The 17,182-nt window shown below is 54.5% G+C and carries 17 protein-coding genes and 2 pseudogenes; 9 read left to right on the forward strand and 10 right to left on the reverse strand.

Annotated features, from left to right (window positions below; translation table 11 throughout):
• Positions 1-179: 179 nt before the first annotated feature.
• A pseudogene (locus PR018_RS22075) lies at positions 180-954 on the forward strand (alpha/beta fold hydrolase).
• Positions 955-1,122: 168 nt separating this feature from the next.
• Here the strand turns inward: PR018_RS22075 and PR018_RS22080 are convergent.
• A complete protein-coding gene (locus tag PR018_RS22080) occupies positions 1,123-2,034 on the reverse strand; it encodes a LysR family transcriptional regulator (RefSeq protein WP_142831892.1) in 912 nt (303 codons plus the stop codon).
• Between the two features lie 248 nt (positions 2,035-2,282).
• Here PR018_RS22080 and PR018_RS22085 point away from each other — a divergent pair, with 248 nt between their 5' ends.
• The 4 genes from PR018_RS22085 to PR018_RS22100 all read left to right on the forward strand — a co-directional run bounded on the left by PR018_RS22085 (position 2,283) and on the right by PR018_RS22100 (position 5,937).
• Positions 2,283-2,948, forward strand: coding sequence for an ABC transporter permease subunit (locus PR018_RS22085; RefSeq protein ID WP_142831894.1), 666 nt, complete (start codon positions 2,283-2,285; stop codon positions 2,946-2,948).
• Between the two features lie 4 nt (positions 2,949-2,952).
• Positions 2,953-3,663, forward strand: coding sequence for an ABC transporter permease (locus PR018_RS22090; protein ID WP_142831896.1), 711 nt, complete (start codon positions 2,953-2,955; stop codon positions 3,661-3,663).
• 111 nt (positions 3,664-3,774) lie between these two features.
• Positions 3,775-4,620, forward strand: coding sequence for a transporter substrate-binding domain-containing protein (locus PR018_RS22095; protein WP_202617178.1), 846 nt, complete (start codon positions 3,775-3,777; stop codon positions 4,618-4,620).
• An 81-nt stretch (positions 4,621-4,701) separates the two neighbouring features.
• A complete protein-coding gene (locus tag PR018_RS22100; protein ID WP_142831898.1) occupies positions 4,702-5,937 on the forward strand; it encodes a CapA family protein in 1,236 nt (411 codons plus the stop codon).
• Between the two features lie 91 nt (positions 5,938-6,028).
• Here the strand turns inward: PR018_RS22100 and PR018_RS22105 are convergent, their stop codons facing one another.
• The 4 genes from PR018_RS22105 to PR018_RS22120 form a co-directional block, all read right to left on the reverse strand.
• The gene (locus tag PR018_RS22105) at positions 6,029-6,517 is read right to left on the reverse strand and encodes a helix-turn-helix domain-containing protein (RefSeq protein WP_142831900.1); all 489 of its coding nucleotides are present in this window, start codon (positions 6,515-6,517) and stop codon (positions 6,029-6,031) included.
• A 381-nt stretch (positions 6,518-6,898) separates the two neighbouring features.
• Positions 6,899-8,299 carry a hypothetical protein gene (locus PR018_RS22110; protein ID WP_142831902.1) on the reverse strand — a complete coding sequence of 467 codons (1,401 nt, stop codon included), beginning with the start codon at positions 8,297-8,299 and terminating at the stop codon, positions 6,899-6,901.
• A 9-nt stretch (positions 8,300-8,308) separates the two neighbouring features.
• The gene (locus tag PR018_RS22115; protein WP_244615523.1) at positions 8,309-9,523 is read right to left on the reverse strand and encodes an MFS transporter; all 1,215 of its coding nucleotides are present in this window, start codon (positions 9,521-9,523) and stop codon (positions 8,309-8,311) included.
• 74 nt (positions 9,524-9,597) lie between these two features.
• The gene (locus PR018_RS22120; RefSeq protein ID WP_142831904.1) at positions 9,598-10,518 is read right to left on the reverse strand and encodes a helix-turn-helix domain-containing protein; all 921 of its coding nucleotides are present in this window, start codon (positions 10,516-10,518) and stop codon (positions 9,598-9,600) included.
• 292 nt (positions 10,519-10,810) lie between these two features.
• Between PR018_RS22120 and PR018_RS22125 the strand changes: the two genes are divergently transcribed.
• The 4 genes and pseudogenes from PR018_RS22125 to PR018_RS28540 all read left to right on the forward strand — a co-directional run.
• The gene (locus tag PR018_RS22125) at positions 10,811-11,815 is read left to right on the forward strand and encodes a class I SAM-dependent methyltransferase (protein WP_142831906.1); all 1,005 of its coding nucleotides are present in this window, start codon (positions 10,811-10,813) and stop codon (positions 11,813-11,815) included.
• Between the two features lie 204 nt (positions 11,816-12,019).
• A complete protein-coding gene (locus PR018_RS22130; protein WP_142831908.1) occupies positions 12,020-12,559 on the forward strand; it encodes an HAD family hydrolase in 540 nt (179 codons plus the stop codon).
• 29 nt (positions 12,560-12,588) lie between these two features.
• A complete protein-coding gene (locus tag PR018_RS22135; RefSeq protein ID WP_142831910.1) occupies positions 12,589-12,801 on the forward strand; it encodes a hypothetical protein in 213 nt (70 codons plus the stop codon).
• A 51-nt stretch (positions 12,802-12,852) separates the two neighbouring features.
• Positions 12,853-13,097, forward strand: a pseudogene (locus PR018_RS28540) (transposase); the annotation flags it as partial.
• Positions 13,098-13,214: 117 nt separating this feature from the next.
• Here the strand turns inward: PR018_RS28540 and PR018_RS22145 are convergent.
• From PR018_RS22145 to PR018_RS22165, 5 genes are all read right to left on the reverse strand, one after another.
• A complete protein-coding gene (locus PR018_RS22145) occupies positions 13,215-15,230 on the reverse strand; it encodes a relaxase/mobilization nuclease domain-containing protein (RefSeq protein ID WP_142831911.1) in 2,016 nt (671 codons plus the stop codon).
• Positions 15,196-15,588, reverse strand: a complete 393-nt coding sequence (locus PR018_RS22150; protein ID WP_161991009.1) for a hypothetical protein — start codon at positions 15,586-15,588, stop codon at positions 15,196-15,198. Before PR018_RS22150 ends, PR018_RS22145 begins: the two co-directional genes overlap by 35 nt.
• 5 nt (positions 15,589-15,593) lie before the next feature.
• On the reverse strand, positions 15,594-15,998 hold the full coding sequence (locus tag PR018_RS22155) for a hypothetical protein (RefSeq protein ID WP_142831912.1): 405 nt from the start codon (positions 15,996-15,998) through the stop codon (positions 15,594-15,596).
• A gap of 4 nt (positions 15,999-16,002) precedes the next feature.
• On the reverse strand, positions 16,003-16,752 hold the full coding sequence (locus PR018_RS22160; RefSeq protein ID WP_142831914.1) for a ParA family protein: 750 nt from the start codon (positions 16,750-16,752) through the stop codon (positions 16,003-16,005).
• 80 nt (positions 16,753-16,832) lie between these two features.
• Complete coding sequence (locus PR018_RS22165) at positions 16,833-17,165, reverse strand: hypothetical protein (protein WP_153816493.1); 333 nt, start codon at positions 17,163-17,165, stop codon at positions 16,833-16,835.
• Positions 17,166-17,182: the final 17 nt, after the last annotated feature.

Here is a 17,182-nt window from a genome sequence, read left to right on the forward strand (position 1 = left end):
ACCAGTTCAAAAATGAAAGCCAAGGCACCACGGGCGGAGGCATGCCAACATCCAACCGCAGAGTGAGCCCAATTCCGCGGAACATGTGACACTTTCAGCAGCTATTCAGAGGCTGATTCGAGGAGATAATCACGGCATTTGTGAAAACAAAAGATAGCGTGCAACTACAGGTGAAGGAAATGGGCAAGGGTCGCCCCGCGGTTCTCATTCATGGTTGGACGCTGACCGGTGATATGTTCGAATTTCAGACCCTACCTCTGTTGGAGGCTGGATACCGTGTTATCACATATGATCGGCGTGGCTTTGGCCAATATGGACATCCGGCGGATGGGTACAACTAGGACACGTATACCGGCGATCTTGCCGCCGTATTGGAGGCACTCGATCTCAATGAGGTTGCTCTCGTCGGCTTCTCGATGGGGGTGGCGAAATTGCCCGCTATCTGAGCCGCCATGGCGCATCTCGCATGCCCAAGTCCGTCCTTATAGCGTCCCTTGCGGGCTATCTTCTGAAGGACGACGCGTGTGTTCGAGGGCATGAAGTCCCAGACCCGCAAGGACCGCGTTGTCTTCCTTCAGGAATTTGCGAAAACATTCTACGCCTTTGGATAGGTTACCAGCCCTGTGAGCGATGGCATCCTCCATTGGTCGTTCACTCTCGGAACCATGGCCAGTCCCAAGGCCACGCTCGACTGCGTCGACGCCTTCAGCCGAACGGACTTTCGTAGCGATTTCGCTTCCTTTACAATCCCAACCTTAGTCATCCATGGAACAAACGATAAAAACCGTACCAACCGGCCCCTCCAGCCGCACAGCGGCGGCCGGTATCGTGGTTGCCCGCCTGATCGAGTATGAGGGTGAGCCTCACGGGCTTCTTGCAACCGTTCCTGATCGCCTCAATCGACATCTGCTTGACTTTCTGGCTGAGGTTGTTCGGTCAAAGTTTTTAGTGTGACGCCGCCATTTGCCCGTCGAAGCGCGTTAAGCCGCATTCGACCACCACATACAGCCACCCCAGGACAAGAAGCAATTATTTCATGGAAATTTCCTTAAGCACCAATCTATTGATCTCGATGCTTTCAGCCGAGGGAGCGGCCATATTGGAACGGCAAGTGCAGCACGGCTAGCGAGCCTGATCCACCGCCGCTGCGACAAGAATCTCGGCCACGAATCGAAGAGCATCACTCAGCTTCCGCTCCTTCTGCCAGATAATAACATAGTGATATACTGCTCCTGGCTGGAACGGCCGGAACTCGATGCCGAAACTGGCATATTCCTTCGCAATAATCTCGTTCGAAATGGAGATGCCAATCCCTGCCTTTACGTAGCCGACATCGTGACCATTCGAGTCATATTCTACGACAATTTCCGGCTGAATTCCTATATGTCGCAGCGCATTGACGCTCATCTGGTGAGACGCAACTTGCGGGTCGATGTCGATAATGGCTTCACCGACAAGATCTTTGGCGGTGACCACATGCTGCAATGCGAACCGATGATTTGGTGGAAACAAACACACGTTGGTCGCCGCACCAATTGGCATCCAATCGAAGATGCGTTCGTCTAGCGGCAGTCGTGAGATCCCGAGATCCACCCTACCGCTTTGAACATGGTCAGCAATCTGCTGATAGCTGCCCGATTTGACCTGCACTTTATAGGAACGGCTTGTCTCTCTGATGCTCTTGACAACCCTCGGTAAGGTCCCGAACGAGAACGCGCTCGGCGCTGCGATCCCAATCACTCGCGTATCGTTGTTGCGCAGAAATTCGATCGACGGTCCAATCCGGTCTAGCCCCGCGAACGCCGCATCGATTGTGTGCAGAAGTTCCCATGCCTTGTCGGTAGGACTTAATCTGTTTGTCTCGCGACGAAAGAGTGCAAAGCCGATCGCCTCCTCCAACTGCCTGACGTTCTGACTAACCGCCGGTTGCGATATTCCCAACGCTCGCGCTGCAAGCCTTTCCGATCCCGCGCGCAGGACCTCCCTCAGGACTTGAAGCTGACGGATCCTTACCGTTGATCCAACGATCTCCATAGGCGTCCATCCCCCAGCCCATATCGCGCAACGCAATGGGCCATAAGCCATACTTATCGATATTTCTCTCATCTTATAAATTGACGGCCGAAAGGCAAAGTATATTTTTAGATATAAGTCACATTAATCATGAGTTAACAGAGACTTTTCTTTCGCCATATGGTTACATGTACAGCTCAAGTGAAGTATTGAGCAGTATGTATACTTATGAATATCTACTATTCGCGATGAAAATAGGAGCTTAGGATTTGTTAGACTTTACGGACCAGTTCCTTCATGGCTTGACGAACACGCTCATCGTCTTTTTTTTGAGCTGCGCACTTGGAACCACATTAGGGTTGCTTATCGCAATTCTCAGAAACTCAAGCCGAAAAACTCTCGCAGGCGGTATGCAGGCCTATACGGGGATTGTTCGAGGTGTTCCCGAACTCCTCATTATTCTCCTTATGTATTTTGGTGGAACGGCTCTCCTCAGCGCGGTTGTTGGTCGCTACGTCGAGATCAATGCGTTCGCCGCCGGGGTAACGGCTTTGACCGTCGTGTTCAGCGCCTATGCTGCAGAGATATTCCGTGGGGCTATCAACGCAATTGCGGCGGGCCAAAGGGAAGCGGCCATGTCACTCGGGCTGTCCCGCTGGCAGGTATGGCTCCTGATTATCATTCCCCAGATGATCCCAATCGCCTTACCCGCCTTCTGTAATCTTTGTATCTCCCTGATAAAGGATACGTCGCTGATCTCAGTCGTGGGGCTGACGGATGTCATGCGTGTTGCCTATGTAGGCGCAGGTTCCTTGCGCGCGCCCCTTCCCTTCTATCTCGCCGCGTCCGCAATCTATCTTACGCTCACGAGCCTCTCCCTGCTCTCGTTCAAGCTGATCGAACGTCGGTACTCCCTTTCCTGCGCGAAAGGCTGACGTGATGAGTACCACAGTAGCCCTCGAAGCACTTTTCACCCTTCCCAGAGGCCTCCTCTTGACGATGGCGCTCACATTTGCATCACTTGCTTCGGGCTTTGCGATCTCGATACCGTTGGCTTTCCTGCGCGCGTCATCCAACCTCTGGGCCTCTGCACCCGTGCTTGCCTATACCTATGCCTTTCGCGGCACACCACTGCTTGTGCAGCTTTTTCTGATCTACTACGGCGTCGCGCAGCTTCCGTTTATCCGGCAGAGTTTTCTCTGGCCCTTGATAAGAGAACCGTTCTGGTGCGCATTCATTGCCTTCACCTTGAATAGCGCTGCCCATACCACAGAAGTTCTTCGCGGCGGAATCCGTGCGATCCCGCAAGGCCAGGTAGAGGCGGCCAAAGCCTTGGGCATGTCGCGCCTGCATATGGCTCGGTTGATCATCTTCCCGCTGACGATCCGCATTGTTCTTCCAGCCTACGCGAACGAAGTCATTGGCATGCTGAAGGCAAGTTCACTCGCAAGCACGATCACCTTGCTGGAGATAACCGGTCTCGCACGCCAGTTGGTCTCCGAGACGTTCGCCCCGTACGAAGTCTTCGTTGTCGCCGGCTGTCTTTACCTGTTCCTTACCCTCGTGATTACGAAGATTTTTGGGGTTCTCGAAATGCACTGGGCGCGCACAACCAACCCCCCCCTCGCCATCCCGGGCCGTTCAAAATAGCGCCCACCAAAGCCACCCTTCGCTACCGCTGGAACGCGAAGCTAAGCCCGGGGTCAACGCTGGCTTATCAGAACCGTAAGATTCAAACCCAATAATGAAAGGACTATCGTCGTGAAACGAACCACAATGCTCGCTCTATTGTCCCTGCTGATTTGCGCCACCAACTCAGTCGCGATGGATAGAAAGGCAATCACCATCGCTTCCGAAGGTGCGTCGCCGCCCTGGAATGCCATCAATGCCGAAGGTAAGCTGTTCGGGTTTGACATCGAGGTCGGGCGTGAACTCTGCCGGCGGATGAATGTGGAATGCACTTTCGCAGCGCAGGACTGGGACGGCATTATACCGGCGCTGACCGTTGGCAAGTTCGACGCCATCATGTCAGGCATGGCGATTACGGAAAAGCGAAAGAAGTCCATCGCCTTCTCTCAGCCCTACGCCGGAGGTTTCAACCAACTCGTCGTGCGCAAGAACCTCAACCTGCCTGCGACCGATACATCGAAGAAATTGAACCTGACGAGCATCGATGCCGAAGAGCAGACCATGCTTGATCAACTTCGCGTGGCGCTCGCCGGCAAAACCCTTGGCGTTCTGCGATCTTCGAATTCGGAGGCCGTGTTGAATGAGCTGTTCGGTAAGGTCGCGACGATCAGAAGCTACGATTCCCAAGACAATATGCATCTAGATCTCGTGGCCGAGCGGATCGACGGCGGCCTTGCCGATTACTTCACATGGAAAGCATTCCTGGATAGCAAGGATGGCGAAACCGCAACGTTATACGGTCCACAGCTCTCGGGCGGCCTGTGGGGACCGGGCGTCGGTGTCGGCCTGCGAAAGAATGATCAGGACCTGATCACCGCGTTTAATAGCGCCATTGAAGCTGCGACGCGAGACGGAACGTTGAAGCGGCTGAGCGAGGAATGGTTCAAAATTGACGTCTCACCGCAGGCTTCGAACTAGAGGCGCACTCCGCGCGCTTTTTCCTTGGCCAATTGGCTGAACGCATAGCTTATCGATTATCAAAAAATCAAGGGAGACTTCATGTCCTCGCCCTTTTCCATTGCCCTGACTGGTCAATCACTAATCCGTCACGATCTGAGAACGATAAGTGACCCCAGACTGCATGACATCGCACAGATTCTTAAGGCGAGTGACGTCGCTTTCACCAATCTTGAGACGACCATTTATGGCCGTTATGGCGGCTGGCCACTCAAGGGCTCATACTTCGGCGCCTCCGCACCTGAGGTTTTACCAGCTCTGAAGGAGTTAGGATTTAACAGCCTCGCCTTGGCAAACAACCATGCCTTTGATCTCGGCCCGTCCGGAATCCTTTCGACGCTGGAGGAGGTGGCGTTACAAGACTTTCTTCATGCCGGTATCGGTGCGGATAAGAGTCGTGCCGCCAAGCCTCAGAAAAAAACATTCGGATTAAGGAGCGTGGCACTGATTGCTATGGATGCCGGCCCAGGACCGTCGTTCATGTATGCTGAGGATGCAAGCCAGGGCCGGATGGCAAGGCCCGGCATCAACAGACTGAAGGTCTCAAGAGTATTCGATGTAGAGGTGGAAACATTCAACATACTTCGCTCCATACAAAGCCGATTTCTAAGTTCAAATCTGGAAAGAGCCAATTATGCCCAACCCGAGGATTCGCCTGAGGTCGATGACAACATCGAAATAGACTTTTACGGAACGACATTTCGTAAAGCCGATCACAATGTCCGCCATATCGTGATCGACAGACATAGCGCCTGGGCCCAGCTTTCCGCGATCGTGGAAGAAGCAAGCACCGACACATTTGTCATCGTGTACCTGCATCACCACCATTGGGAGCCGAGCTGGCAGCAGGTACCCTCTTGGGTCCAGGAATTTGCCCATCAGTGCGTGAACGCAGGCGCAGGCCTTTTCGTCAGCCATGGCGCACCAGTTCTGCAAGCAATCGAGATATATCGAGACACACCGATTTTCTATGGCCTCGGAAATTTTCTGTTCCACACCCAGAAGGAGGAACGAGAATGGAGCCCGGCGGAAGTCTGGAAAAGTGTCGTAGCGACCTGCAACTACGGCCCCGGTGGGCGATTGCAAGACATCAACCTGCGTCCAATCGTGATCGGCGGAACCGAGGCACTGGCCGACCAAGACCGCGATCGACTCCCCTTTCCTGTTTTGGTCGACGGCGAGATGGCGGACGAGATTCTCAAAGATCTCGCCGACCGTAGTGCCGGCTTCGGCACTCTCCTGTCTCTAGAGAACGGTATCGGTCGGATCGTTCTGTAAGGCTCGAAGCGGAAATAAGAAGATCTGACGTTGTGCGTCTCAATCTCAAGGAGTGGCGGCCCTACAGCCGCCAATTTCACACTCGTCTACACTAACGATCCGTCCCGAGTTGCTCTTCCATTTCTTCCTCAGCAATTGAGGTGACGAGAGCGACAACGCGGCTGCGGACACGCGCCGGAAGCAGCAAAACGTCCTCAATCAGACGACGCCCTTCCGCAGTGGAAATATAGGCAATCCTTTCATCGATCTCGGTTGTGATTTGGCTGCCCTCAGAGTCTACCGGATCCGGAAGGCCTTCGAAAAACTTTGAAACAGGGACGCCGAGGCGACTTGCAACCTCGTAGAGCATCGAGGCGCTGACACGGTTCCTGCCACTTTCGTATTTCTGTACCTGTTGCAGACTGACACCGATGCCGGCACCAAGATCTCCCAACGATACATTCGACTGTATCCGGCGGATCCGAATCTGCTGCCCGACATGGAGATCGACTGGATGAACCGTGTCGTGTTCAGTTCGCGATAGCGTGCTTTGCGCCCGCCTCGATGATCGGATCTGAATGGCTGCTATGTGGCTATTCATGTTCGACACCCCGACTGGAGAGTTTCATGCGGTACGCCCCCGCTGAAAACTCGCTTAACCCACTGATCGGGGAGTTAGAACACCGTGCTAGACGGCCCAATGGCCTTTAGTTCCGAGGAACCTGGACATGCGCCACAGGCTCCCCGACCACAAAGGTTAAGAAGTGTGATGCCGTACCGGCCGGCACCAACCGCTAGCAGGGGGTTCTAATCCCCAAGGCAGCGCGTACCGCCCCGCCGAGAAAGATAGTTGAAATAAGCTCGCTGCGCAACCGAATTCGTCACAAAATTCAAAGACTTCGGGTCAGGAGTGCGAGTTCGTCATCGAGCCAAAGCTCACAACCTCGCAGATAAGGTGTCGCGGTGGATTGTTACAGCACGATCAGGAAAATGCCCATTGCTGGCAACCCTTGCTCACCTTTCCTGATGCGAAAGCTGCGGCCAGCTCCGCCCATAAAGGATCCTTTGTGAAGCTTGTCAGCGATCCGACAGCTTCGTCAATACGCATGTGGCCGAACCGGTCGAGAAGCGTCTCAACGCCGGCGTCGCCGACGGTGTTCAAGAGCGAAAATGGCTCGCATGGCGAGGAGATGATTCGGTGGGCCCACGCGCCCGGTCGCTCGTCCTCGGCCAGCGCGGTGAGAAGTTGCGCATCATGATCCTGGCCTCTCAGCGCTTCACAAAATGCCCAGCGCATCAAAGGATAGTAGACGGTGTGTCGACTTCCGCCAAGTGCACGAACGCCGGGCAGAATCGATGTGACGATAAACATTAGGAGGAGGTTCGGTACGATCCGCCGCTTCGCCAAGGCCTCGATCAGACCTTCCGATAGAAAGTCAATTCTGATGTCATCCGCACCTCTCGAACGGAGAACGCAACCATCGAGCCAGAGCGGAATTAGCCGCCCATTAGTAGAGCCCCAGAAAAAGTGCGTCGAGTTCTTAAGCCAACCCTGCCACGTCGAACCGGCGAGTTGATCGATGCAATCGAGCAGCTTGATAGCAAAAGGTCTGTTCTCGATCAGCCCCGTCCGCAACCAGGACCGCTCATTGCAAAGATGATCTCTCACGAGATCGGCAACATCATCATCATCGAACTGAAGGAAGTCGATCCGGCGGTCGAAATAGCGATTCCAGAGTTCGATGTTAGCCGCCTTGATTGCCTCAGATGCTGAAGGAAACGCGTCGGCGGGCAAGCTCGCACGTAGGTAGGAAATTGCGTCTGAGTCGGGGCCGGGCTTGTCGGCATTTTGAAGTCGGAAGCTGTAGCGATTGTTTCTGCCTAAAATGCTGTAGGGGATCATCTTGCTGCGCGACAGGCCGAAGACATTGATTGCCTCGCCTTCAATTTGAAGCCAAGCAGGACCCTTACGGCCGCGTTCCACGAACTTTACGGTCGAACAACCATAGGAGATGTAGCACCTCCTGCCATGGGCGCGCAGTCCCATCAATGAGAAAAGATGGGTATAGAATGCATCGGGCTCAATCAAAAGGTGAAGGTGCGGACCGGTCTGCAGGACGGGCGCGAACTCAATCTCTCTTTCAAGTCGAGATGCTTGTTCTTCCGAAAAACCCCGGCGCCGCGCCACCGCACCAATCCGTGACTGCAACAGCGACATGGCTTGGCTGCGAGCGGCGCAAGCGGGATGATGGCGCGCAACAGAGAAGACCGACTTGGCATAAGCTTCCACCGGCGCCTGCTCGAACGGTCGAGCCCAGGGTAAAAGCTCAAATATCAGAGCCAAAACCTTGCCCTTGGATACGAGTTCTGCTTCGCTCGACATCTCTACTCCTCAAACAAGCCGGCTTTTCAGCGGCCCTCCCCGATCCATCCTAAAGTAAAGGACGAGAGCAACGGCGATCATAACCGCGCCGAAATACGCGAATATTTGTGAAGGCAGGACGGTGTTACCGAAAAAGCCGATGATTCCATAGGTTAAGAGCCCGACAGCCATGCAAAGTGTGTGGATCTGGCTGCGAGCACGTCCCAGCATACTAACTGGGACAACGGATTGAACCTGCACGTCGATCAGAACACGCGCGATATTATAGCTCATACCAAGAATCGTCATTTGAAAGACCGCCAAGACAACGCCTGGGACCATCCAAAAACCGAGAAGAAACAGGCCAGCAAGCCCCAAATGAACAAGAATGTTCTGCCACCAATGCCGACGGCCCAAAAAAAAGCTCGCACACCCAGAGATTGAACCAAAGGCCCATCCCGCCTCAAGATAGCCAAATTGCAGCGCCGTGCCGTCCAGTTCATGGATCACATATGCTGAGGCGAGCACGCTCACAAGCATGCCCATTGTGTAAATCAGAGCGTATATAGATGCGTTGGCCTTCAGCGACTGAAGTGTGAACGTCGTTGGCAAGAGGTCGAGGTAACGAATGCCGCCGCTCATAGCAAGCTGTTTGGAAGAGTAGAGTTGCCTTCGGCTGCGCATAGCCCGCAACGCCAACAGAGAGAGAATAAAGCAAGCGCCAGGTAGGACAGGCACCAGATCCATGCCCATAGCGGTCAGAGCGGCTCCCATGACAATGGCTGCGAGCAAATTGCCTGCTTGCATTCCAACATACGAGGCAGAGTTGAATGACTCGAGCTTTTCGGCACCGACAATCGACGGAATCATGGCTTGTAATGCCGTCGAATAGGTTCTGTCGATGACAGCAAAGATGATCCATGAAATGTATAGGATGAGGAGGGGGTCCACAAACGAAAAACCTACTCCGGTCGATACCATCAGCGCCACCCGCAGCAGATCACAGATCATACAGACAATGCTGCGATCAAATCGATCGACCACCGCGCCGCCGACATTACTCGTCAACAATTCGGCGGCACTGCCGAGCGCGAGGAGAATGGCAAGAGCGCTCGCCCTGTGGCCAATATCGACGGCGATCCATGCCGTTAGCACAAAATAGGCATTGCGGCCGACAGACGATGCCACCACGCAGAACAATAAGATGCGGCAAGCGGCCTTCCGCTCGATTGCGCCGCGTATCAATATCCCGACCCCATCAGCAAGCCCTCCTGGCAATAGAATGATTTCATTCTAGTCCCCTCAGGGGCCTGCGGCTTTCATGAAATTGATATTATTCTTGGCTCGGAACGAGCAGGTTCCCTCCAGACAGCACGGTATCCCTCAGGAGAAATCCCCGTATCGCGTCGAAATCTGGTCGAGAGATGGCTTCCACTCGCATAGCCACAGGCAAGCGCCACCTCCGTTACAGTCATCGCTGTCGTACGAAGAAGGTCGCTGGCGCGCTCGAGGCGACGCATATTGTAAAAGGCGTAGGGTGTTATGCCTTGCGAGTACTTGAATGCGCGGCAAAAGTGCTCGTAGGTCACGCCTGCTTCTTCAGCGAGCAAGCGCACGCTTGGAGGTCGCTCGATATACGCATCGATTTTTTCAATCACTCTCTTGAGCAGCGCCGGCGCCAGGCCTCCGCGGTGCGCCTTGCCCGATGTTCGAGAGCCACGTTGCAAAAGTCCAAAGATGGCCGTTAGATGTCCTTCGACGATCAGGTCGGTAATAGGATCGTCATTCAAGAGCTCGCGGGCAATCTGACGCACTAAGCATTGTATTGGCAGATCCCTGAAACCGAGCTTCGGACGCAAGCTTCCCGCACTCGGCAACCTTGCAGATAAGTCGGACAAGAACTCGCTCGCCACTATTATCATGAGATAACAGGCCTCGCAGTCGCCCTCGTCCCAACCACTCCAGCGGCAGCCAGGCGGAACGTAAACGAGTGAGCCGTCCTGACGCGGAGTAAAGCCGACATTTCGCCCGTCAATATGATTTTCGCCGGACTTCGCCGCACCGCGTATGTTGAGAAAAATCAGGTGGTGATCCGTTACCACGTCGATTTCCTGCCGAGCTAAGCCGATCCGACGAACGACATCGGCACGCGCGTGGCTCCAACGACCTTGCTTGTGAAGGATGACCTGCGCTTGCGACTGCTTTATTTTTTCGGGTTGAACGGCCGGAACGATCCCCAAGTTGACTGGCTTCTCCTGTTTAAGATCGGTGTAGAGGCAAGCATATCTGACTAAAAGTTGCCGATCAAACCTCCTCTAACCTGAGGTCGAATTTCATATCAATTTCATGTAAGCCGATCAAAATCGTGGATGCAAGAAACCAGAGCGCGCGGTCATGCTTCGGCCGAGCATTGTCGCAAAAAGGGCGTTGGTGTCGTTGATAATTCACATCAGCGCCGGCGCTTCGAATTTCTGAAGTTCGTCTTTCAAATGAGCAGGCTGCGATAATGCGAGAGAAAGGCAGGTCTTTCGCATGCACGGATTTGAAGATTTCATAGTGGAGTGCGACCGCGCACCCCGTCTCAACGAGCTCTCGGAATTCTTTTCGACAACGGCAGCTGGTCAAACTGGCATGCCCATTCGGCCACCGAAGCTCGACTATCGGCTCTTCCCGCTCGACTCAACATTTAAGCGCTTTTCAGCTCTTCATCCGCTACGGCAAGGGCCATTCGATCAGCACTATCTCGGCAGCATACCCTATAGGTTCGAAGAGGAATGCCGCATGGGCTGTGCAATCCTCAAATATGCCCGAGCCAGAAAGGGACGGTTGAAGCTCTACACATTGGGAACAGCAGAGGGCACGATGGCGCGCGTGATTGCCGAACTCGGCAATGGCAGGATAGACACATTATCTTGCAGCCCAAATGTCGAGAATCTGCGAAGTTTCTACGCCTACGGTGTTCCTCCGCATGCCACATTTTTTCACGGACCATTTCATCATCTGACTGCGCGAAAAATCCAAGATGATGATGAGCTACGCGCATTCACTGGCGGCTTTGACATCATCGTCGAGGACACGACGTTTCAGATGTATTCGCCCAATCGCTTCGATCAAATTCGCTTTGTATCGCAGCATCTCAGAAAAGACGGGCTTTTCATCTTCATCGAAAAATTCAGGCACGACGACGCCGAGGAATACCATCGGCGCGAGCGGCAAAAGGACCACGGCTTCAAGGCTCGGTTTTTTACCCCTTCCGACATTCGAAAAAAAGAAGAAACTGTTTTAACACGAATGAATCGAAACGAAGTCAGCTTGGCGAACATAGCCGCGACACTGAGTCGCTTTTTCGAGCACACATTCGTCACATGGAACAGCGGCAATTTTTATTCGCTTGTGTCCAGCAACAGCGCAAAAAATCTCGACCTCTTTCTATCGAAGCTGTGCCCGGCCGCAATACCAGGAGAATATGTCTATACTGACCTTCCTCATCGGCTTTATCCGAATCCGAAGCAGCAAACACAAGGTGTTAGCCTTTAGGCAACCATGACCAGACATGGCGGCGAAACAGCCCCCGACTCGTTAGCCAGCGTCTGATTATATGTGCACACTTCAAAAAGGCGGGACCTTGTTGGCCCCGGTGGTCAAGGTATGATTTGCCAACTACGAAGAATTGCTTCTGCCGGCCTAGTTATTTTTGAGGAAGAAGGTCTCCTCCTGAGGCATAGAGGTGTATCCAGAGACATGACGCTGAAGGATATCAATCACGAATTCGTCGAAGTTCTAAAACAAATCCGAGAACTTAACGTTCACTTTGGCTTTATCTCGCGCCGAAGTGAAGGGGCCGGAACATCAGAAATTTCGACCGTGATGGCAGTCCTCTTTGAGTTGCTTTCCATTCGGGGAGCACGACCCGATTTCTGGATCACGGACACGGATTCGTCTCAACCAAACGGAACCGAACTTCAAGGTTCAAACAAATCGCGACCCAATACCGCCACGCGCATGATTTTCAGAGCCATCGAGTGCTATGGGGCCGATAAAGGTAGTGTCGTGATTGTCAGCAGTTTAGTGAAATCTATCCGTGCGGCAAAAGAAGCGGGCATCTTGGGAATTTTATGTTCTAGCGGGAGAGGCGATGAGAATATTCTCAACGAAATTAAGTCGCAACCTGATCGAATTGAAATTACCGACATGGACTCGCTTTCCAGCGCCATCGGACGAATCCTAGGCATCGGGGAGAAATTGGCGTTTGACGTCGACCATAGTGGGCGGTGGCGGTAGAATCGAGATTGAGATCGGGGGGTAGCAGTATGGCCGTTGATTGGGATCAGATCGGAACGCTGAGCAATACGGTCGGCGGCTATGACATTCGAACTGATCCTCTCTGGATTTTAGTGATCACGGCTAAGCAAGGTCATGAGGGACCGCTTGATGAAATGTATATTCGGATGGCGGACGGAAAGGCCTATGCACCAGATGGCATCGAAGTTTTGGCGCTCAGCCCGGATCGGAAACGTGGCTGATATTGCCGGAATGAGAGATGGTTGAATCGAGGCTGCTAGTTGGGGGCAGACTTGGGCTGGGGCGATCTCACTGAAGTGGAATGGCGGGTTCTGAAAGACTTGCTGCCGTTAGAGCCTGAAAGCCGTGGTCGGGGGGGGCTCCTGAGCAAAATCGAACGATCATCAATGGTATCCTTTGGCGGCTTCGGTGCGGAGCGCCGTGGCCCGATGTTCCGCCCAAATATGTGAGTTGGAACTTGATCTATCGTCGTTTCCGGCGTTGTAGCAAGGCCGGGGTTTGGGAAACCGTGGCGGTCTAGGCTATCCCGAACAAGCACGGCTAAAACGATAGGGATGAGATGTGTTTTTCTGCAGCAATCGGTCAGTTTTTTAAGTGTGAGCCGATCGATCGTCGGTAGCCCCTAATAACGACATCAGCGGCCGCGTTCTCTGTCCTTTTCCTGAGGCGGGCGAAGCTTGATGGATTTCGGAATCTCCCTATCGCGCTGCTGCACTTTTGACCGCTCGCTATCCGAACGATCTTTTTCAGGTCGGTCGCGCTCGGTATTGGAGCGAGCGATGCGAGCTGCATCGATAGAGCGATTGTTCGAGCTCTTGTTCACTATTCTAAGCTCGTCGATGTGGTCACGACCGGCGGCCGATTTTTTTTCAAGGGGTTCCGACTTGCGCTTGACCTGGCTTGCATCGATACGATCCCGCTGCTTTGCAACCCTTGCATCCAACTGTAGTCCGACAACCTTTCCAATGATCTTCGTCGCCTGCTCAAAGATCTGCCGATCGGACGAATCCGTGATTTTTGCTGCCGCATTGCTGGCGGTTGTCGCTATCGTTTCCTTGGCTGCCTTTGCCTGGGTGGCGCTGATGGGTGTGGACCGCAGCATGTGTTCTTCACCTTTCTCCCGTGTGGGATCACGGCCCTCGCGGACCGCTGCTTCAAGCCTGCCATACTCGCGCCGAAGACCGATGCAGAGATCATGGCTCAGTTCTCGTGCCGTACTGGGTGCTGATCTGTCCCTGGCGACCCCTTCAAGCATCTGAATGACGCGCTCGACTGAACGTCGGCTCTGGTCGAGCCTCACCCGTGCGCCTTCATGCTTCGGTGCGGTCGGCGTGTCGCGAATCTTCGACCTAACCTTCTCAATTACATTTGACGGCGCGGTTGCTCCCATCCGCCGAAACATTTCCCATTCCCATCGTTTGACGGGGGGCGGGGCTGCACGGTCGACGCGCTTGTGAAGACCGATTGCGATGCCACGCTCCCACGCCCTCTCCGCAAAGCGCGAGCGCCATTCGGTGAAGTCGCGGATGTTGGGGTTAAGCATCTTTCCACTGGTGTTGCGCAGCGCAACGATGACATGAAGGTGTGGATGTTTTCCGTGATCGGTTCGGTTATGGATGGCGTAGGCATAGCGATGCCCAACAAATTGCTGCTTGAGGAAGTCACGCCCCGCGAGGACGAACTGGTCGCGATCGACATTGGCTGGTCCAGACAAAAGTAGGTGCATGAAATCCCTCGGCTGGCGGGTCTGCAGAAGGGCGCCGATAATCTTGCTCTCGGCCGTCAGCTGTTTGTGATCCTTTGTGCTAACTTCCCGCCGCGCCGTGCCCTGCTTGTAGCGCCCGCTCGCGCCAGGGCGTTCCTCGACATGCGTCTTCGTCGAGATCGTCACCTCCGCATCTATTCGCTGCATGGCGTGAAAGGTCGCAGTCAGGCCTTTCGGGCCAGATGAAAATTCAACCGGACAGCGCGAAACTGGTGTGATTCCTTCCTGCCTCAACACCCTGTTCAAACGAGCGTCGATCGCACCTACGTTGTCGATTTCGGCGGCGATGCGATTTCGGCTGCTGCGGTCCGATCGATCCTTTTTCTCATGGGCAATGACAAGAGCGAAATGCAGACGCGTACCACCCTTAACACTCGCGCCCACACTGAAAGCATAGGTCCGGTCGATATCGCCGACCCTGCGAAACCCTTCGTCGGCGAGGGAGCCGAGGGCGCGGGCAACCCGCTCCCGGTCTGCGCTTTCGAGCTCGTAAGCCAAGCGAAGAATATCATCGCTGCCTTTCCGATTTCCAAACTCGCGCTCCCATGACCGCACCGTGGCATTGAGATCGGACACTTCACGGCCGTCCTGGTCGCGCGCCTTCTCCTCCTTGCTTTGGTAGGCAAGGACGTTGCGCATCGAACTAGCACCGGCACCATAAGACAGGACTTTGACCACAACGGCGTTGTTGCCGGCGGCTCGACTGAATGCCGCAGCCGCCCCGCCCTGTCTCGTCAACGGAGCGGCCAGTCTCGCCGGTATCGACCTTTTTACTCCCCCGCCCCCGCCGCGTCGACGCAGTTCGTCGTCGATCAGCTCGAAATAGCTTGGCAGCCGACGACAGCCCGGTCTAGATCCGGAGCGACTTCTGGAAAGGTCGTTCATCGTGTTTCCCGATCAGGTCGGCGATATAGGTTGACGGTCTGACAAAAGCTGCATCGCGAATGGCGTCGAGAGCGGCCATGACCTGCGCAAGCTTGTCCATAATCGGCTCGACTGCCGCAATCTCGGCTCCCTTGTCGGAGAGAAACGCTTCGTTTCGAAAGGCCAGTTCGCGCAGAAACTGGTGCATATTTGCCAATTGCCGGTCATGTTCTACGAGCATTGCAGGAACATGCATGATTTCCCGCGTGACGATCAGCTTGGCGACAATGTTGGCAGACACATCGAGCCGTCTGGCAAGGGCCTCCACATTAACCAGGACGTGCGGTGGTAGACGGAACATAATAGCCGGTTGGCGCATCTCTCCTATAGCCCCCTCGCCTGCAGAGCCTCAAGTATCAACCGGTGCGTAGCCGATGACAGTTGCTCGTGACGCTCGAGCGAAACCCGAAAGATCTTTGTGAGCACGTCGTCGTCGAGATAAAGCGAAATACGTTTTCGTTTGGTGATGAGGCTGCCCGCAGGCGGATTCTTTCCCTCCTTTGAAGGGCTGGTCCGGACGTTTTTGCCAGACGTACGGCGCTGTTGCGGTGCGCCGCGGACGGTTGCCTGCTGTTCTTTTGTTCGAGGAGGTTCCTCGGGCATAAGCTTTCCAAGATCGACGTTGGTTGGCATATAGAAGGTCGCCGTCTCCTCCACGTCCTTCGCCCGATCTTCTCTAGATCGACCAAGAGCGAGAATGTTTCCAGCCGGTATTCTTTCCCTCGACATTGCGCTATGCGGCCTCCACCTGCAGTAGGTTGATGAATTCGTTGTTGATCCTTTTTACAAGATCTATCGCGTCGAGAACGCTCTCGGAGGCGCGACGCTTTGCCGACGGCGTCAGCACCGGATTATTCTCTATGCTGGCGAGCTTCGAATAGAGCGAGCCGAAGCCGGCTCCGACATCGCTGAAGTGGTTGCTCTTGCGAACAACAGTGTCCACTACCGGAATTCTGCCGCTTGTGAGGATGGCGTGAACCTCGGGCAGCGAGCGGTTGTGTTTGAGCGCGATCATGTCGACATAGTTCCAGATCGCAGCGTACGGAATTGGTCCCTCAGCCCGCTTTCTGGAAATCTCCTTCAGGATTGTCGCCACCTTGATGGCCGAGGTCGCGGCCGTCGGCTCCGGTATAACCGGGATAAGAACAGCATCACACTCATAATAAACGTCGATTGCGCGTTGATGGACATATCCGCCGACATCATAGATCCGGATATCGGCCTCCGGTGCGTCGGCCAGGCGATCCACAAACCTGTCCTCCGGAGCCACGCGTAGATGCAGCAGGGTCCCGTTGGTCGGAAGAAGTCCCCTTTTCGTGGAGACATTGTACCAGCGCGTCGATGACTCCTGTTCATCGCAATCGATCAGCAGCGTCCGGTGTCCTTGTTGGGCAAATTCGGCTGCGAGATTGATGTTCAAGGTCGATTTTCCGGCACCGCCCTTGAACGTCGAGATGGCTAGCGAGAGTGGTTTGACTGTCATGGCGTCGTCATTCCCGAAGCTTCGCTAATCGTTGCTGCCGCGCAGCGATCAGATCGGCATTCTGCCGTGTCGCTTTGCGCTCACGCGCTATTTTCGCTTGCGAGTCTCTGGCCGGCCAGAACTTCAGGATCGGCAGTAAAAGCAGCACGAAACAGAATGTGGTTGCGGCGCTGAACCAACCGGATTGGGCATAGAGCTCTGCCGCCCAATGCCAAAGCCCCCGGGTCCACTCCGTCGGAAGGAAGGCGTATGAAATCGTCAAAGCAAGACCGTATGAAACGAATGCTGCCAACGACACCCAGACAGCCGATACGACCAAAAGGTTCGTGATCAAAATCAGGACCCACGCCGCCCGAAATGGGAAGGTTATTAGCCTGAGAGCCTTCCGGTATGCTGACATCGCCTTTCTCCATGCGCATGTTCCGTAGTC

This window comes from Rhizobium rhododendri, assembly GCF_007000325.2.
Lineage (GTDB): Bacteria > Pseudomonadota > Alphaproteobacteria > Rhizobiales > Rhizobiaceae > Rhizobium > Rhizobium rhododendri.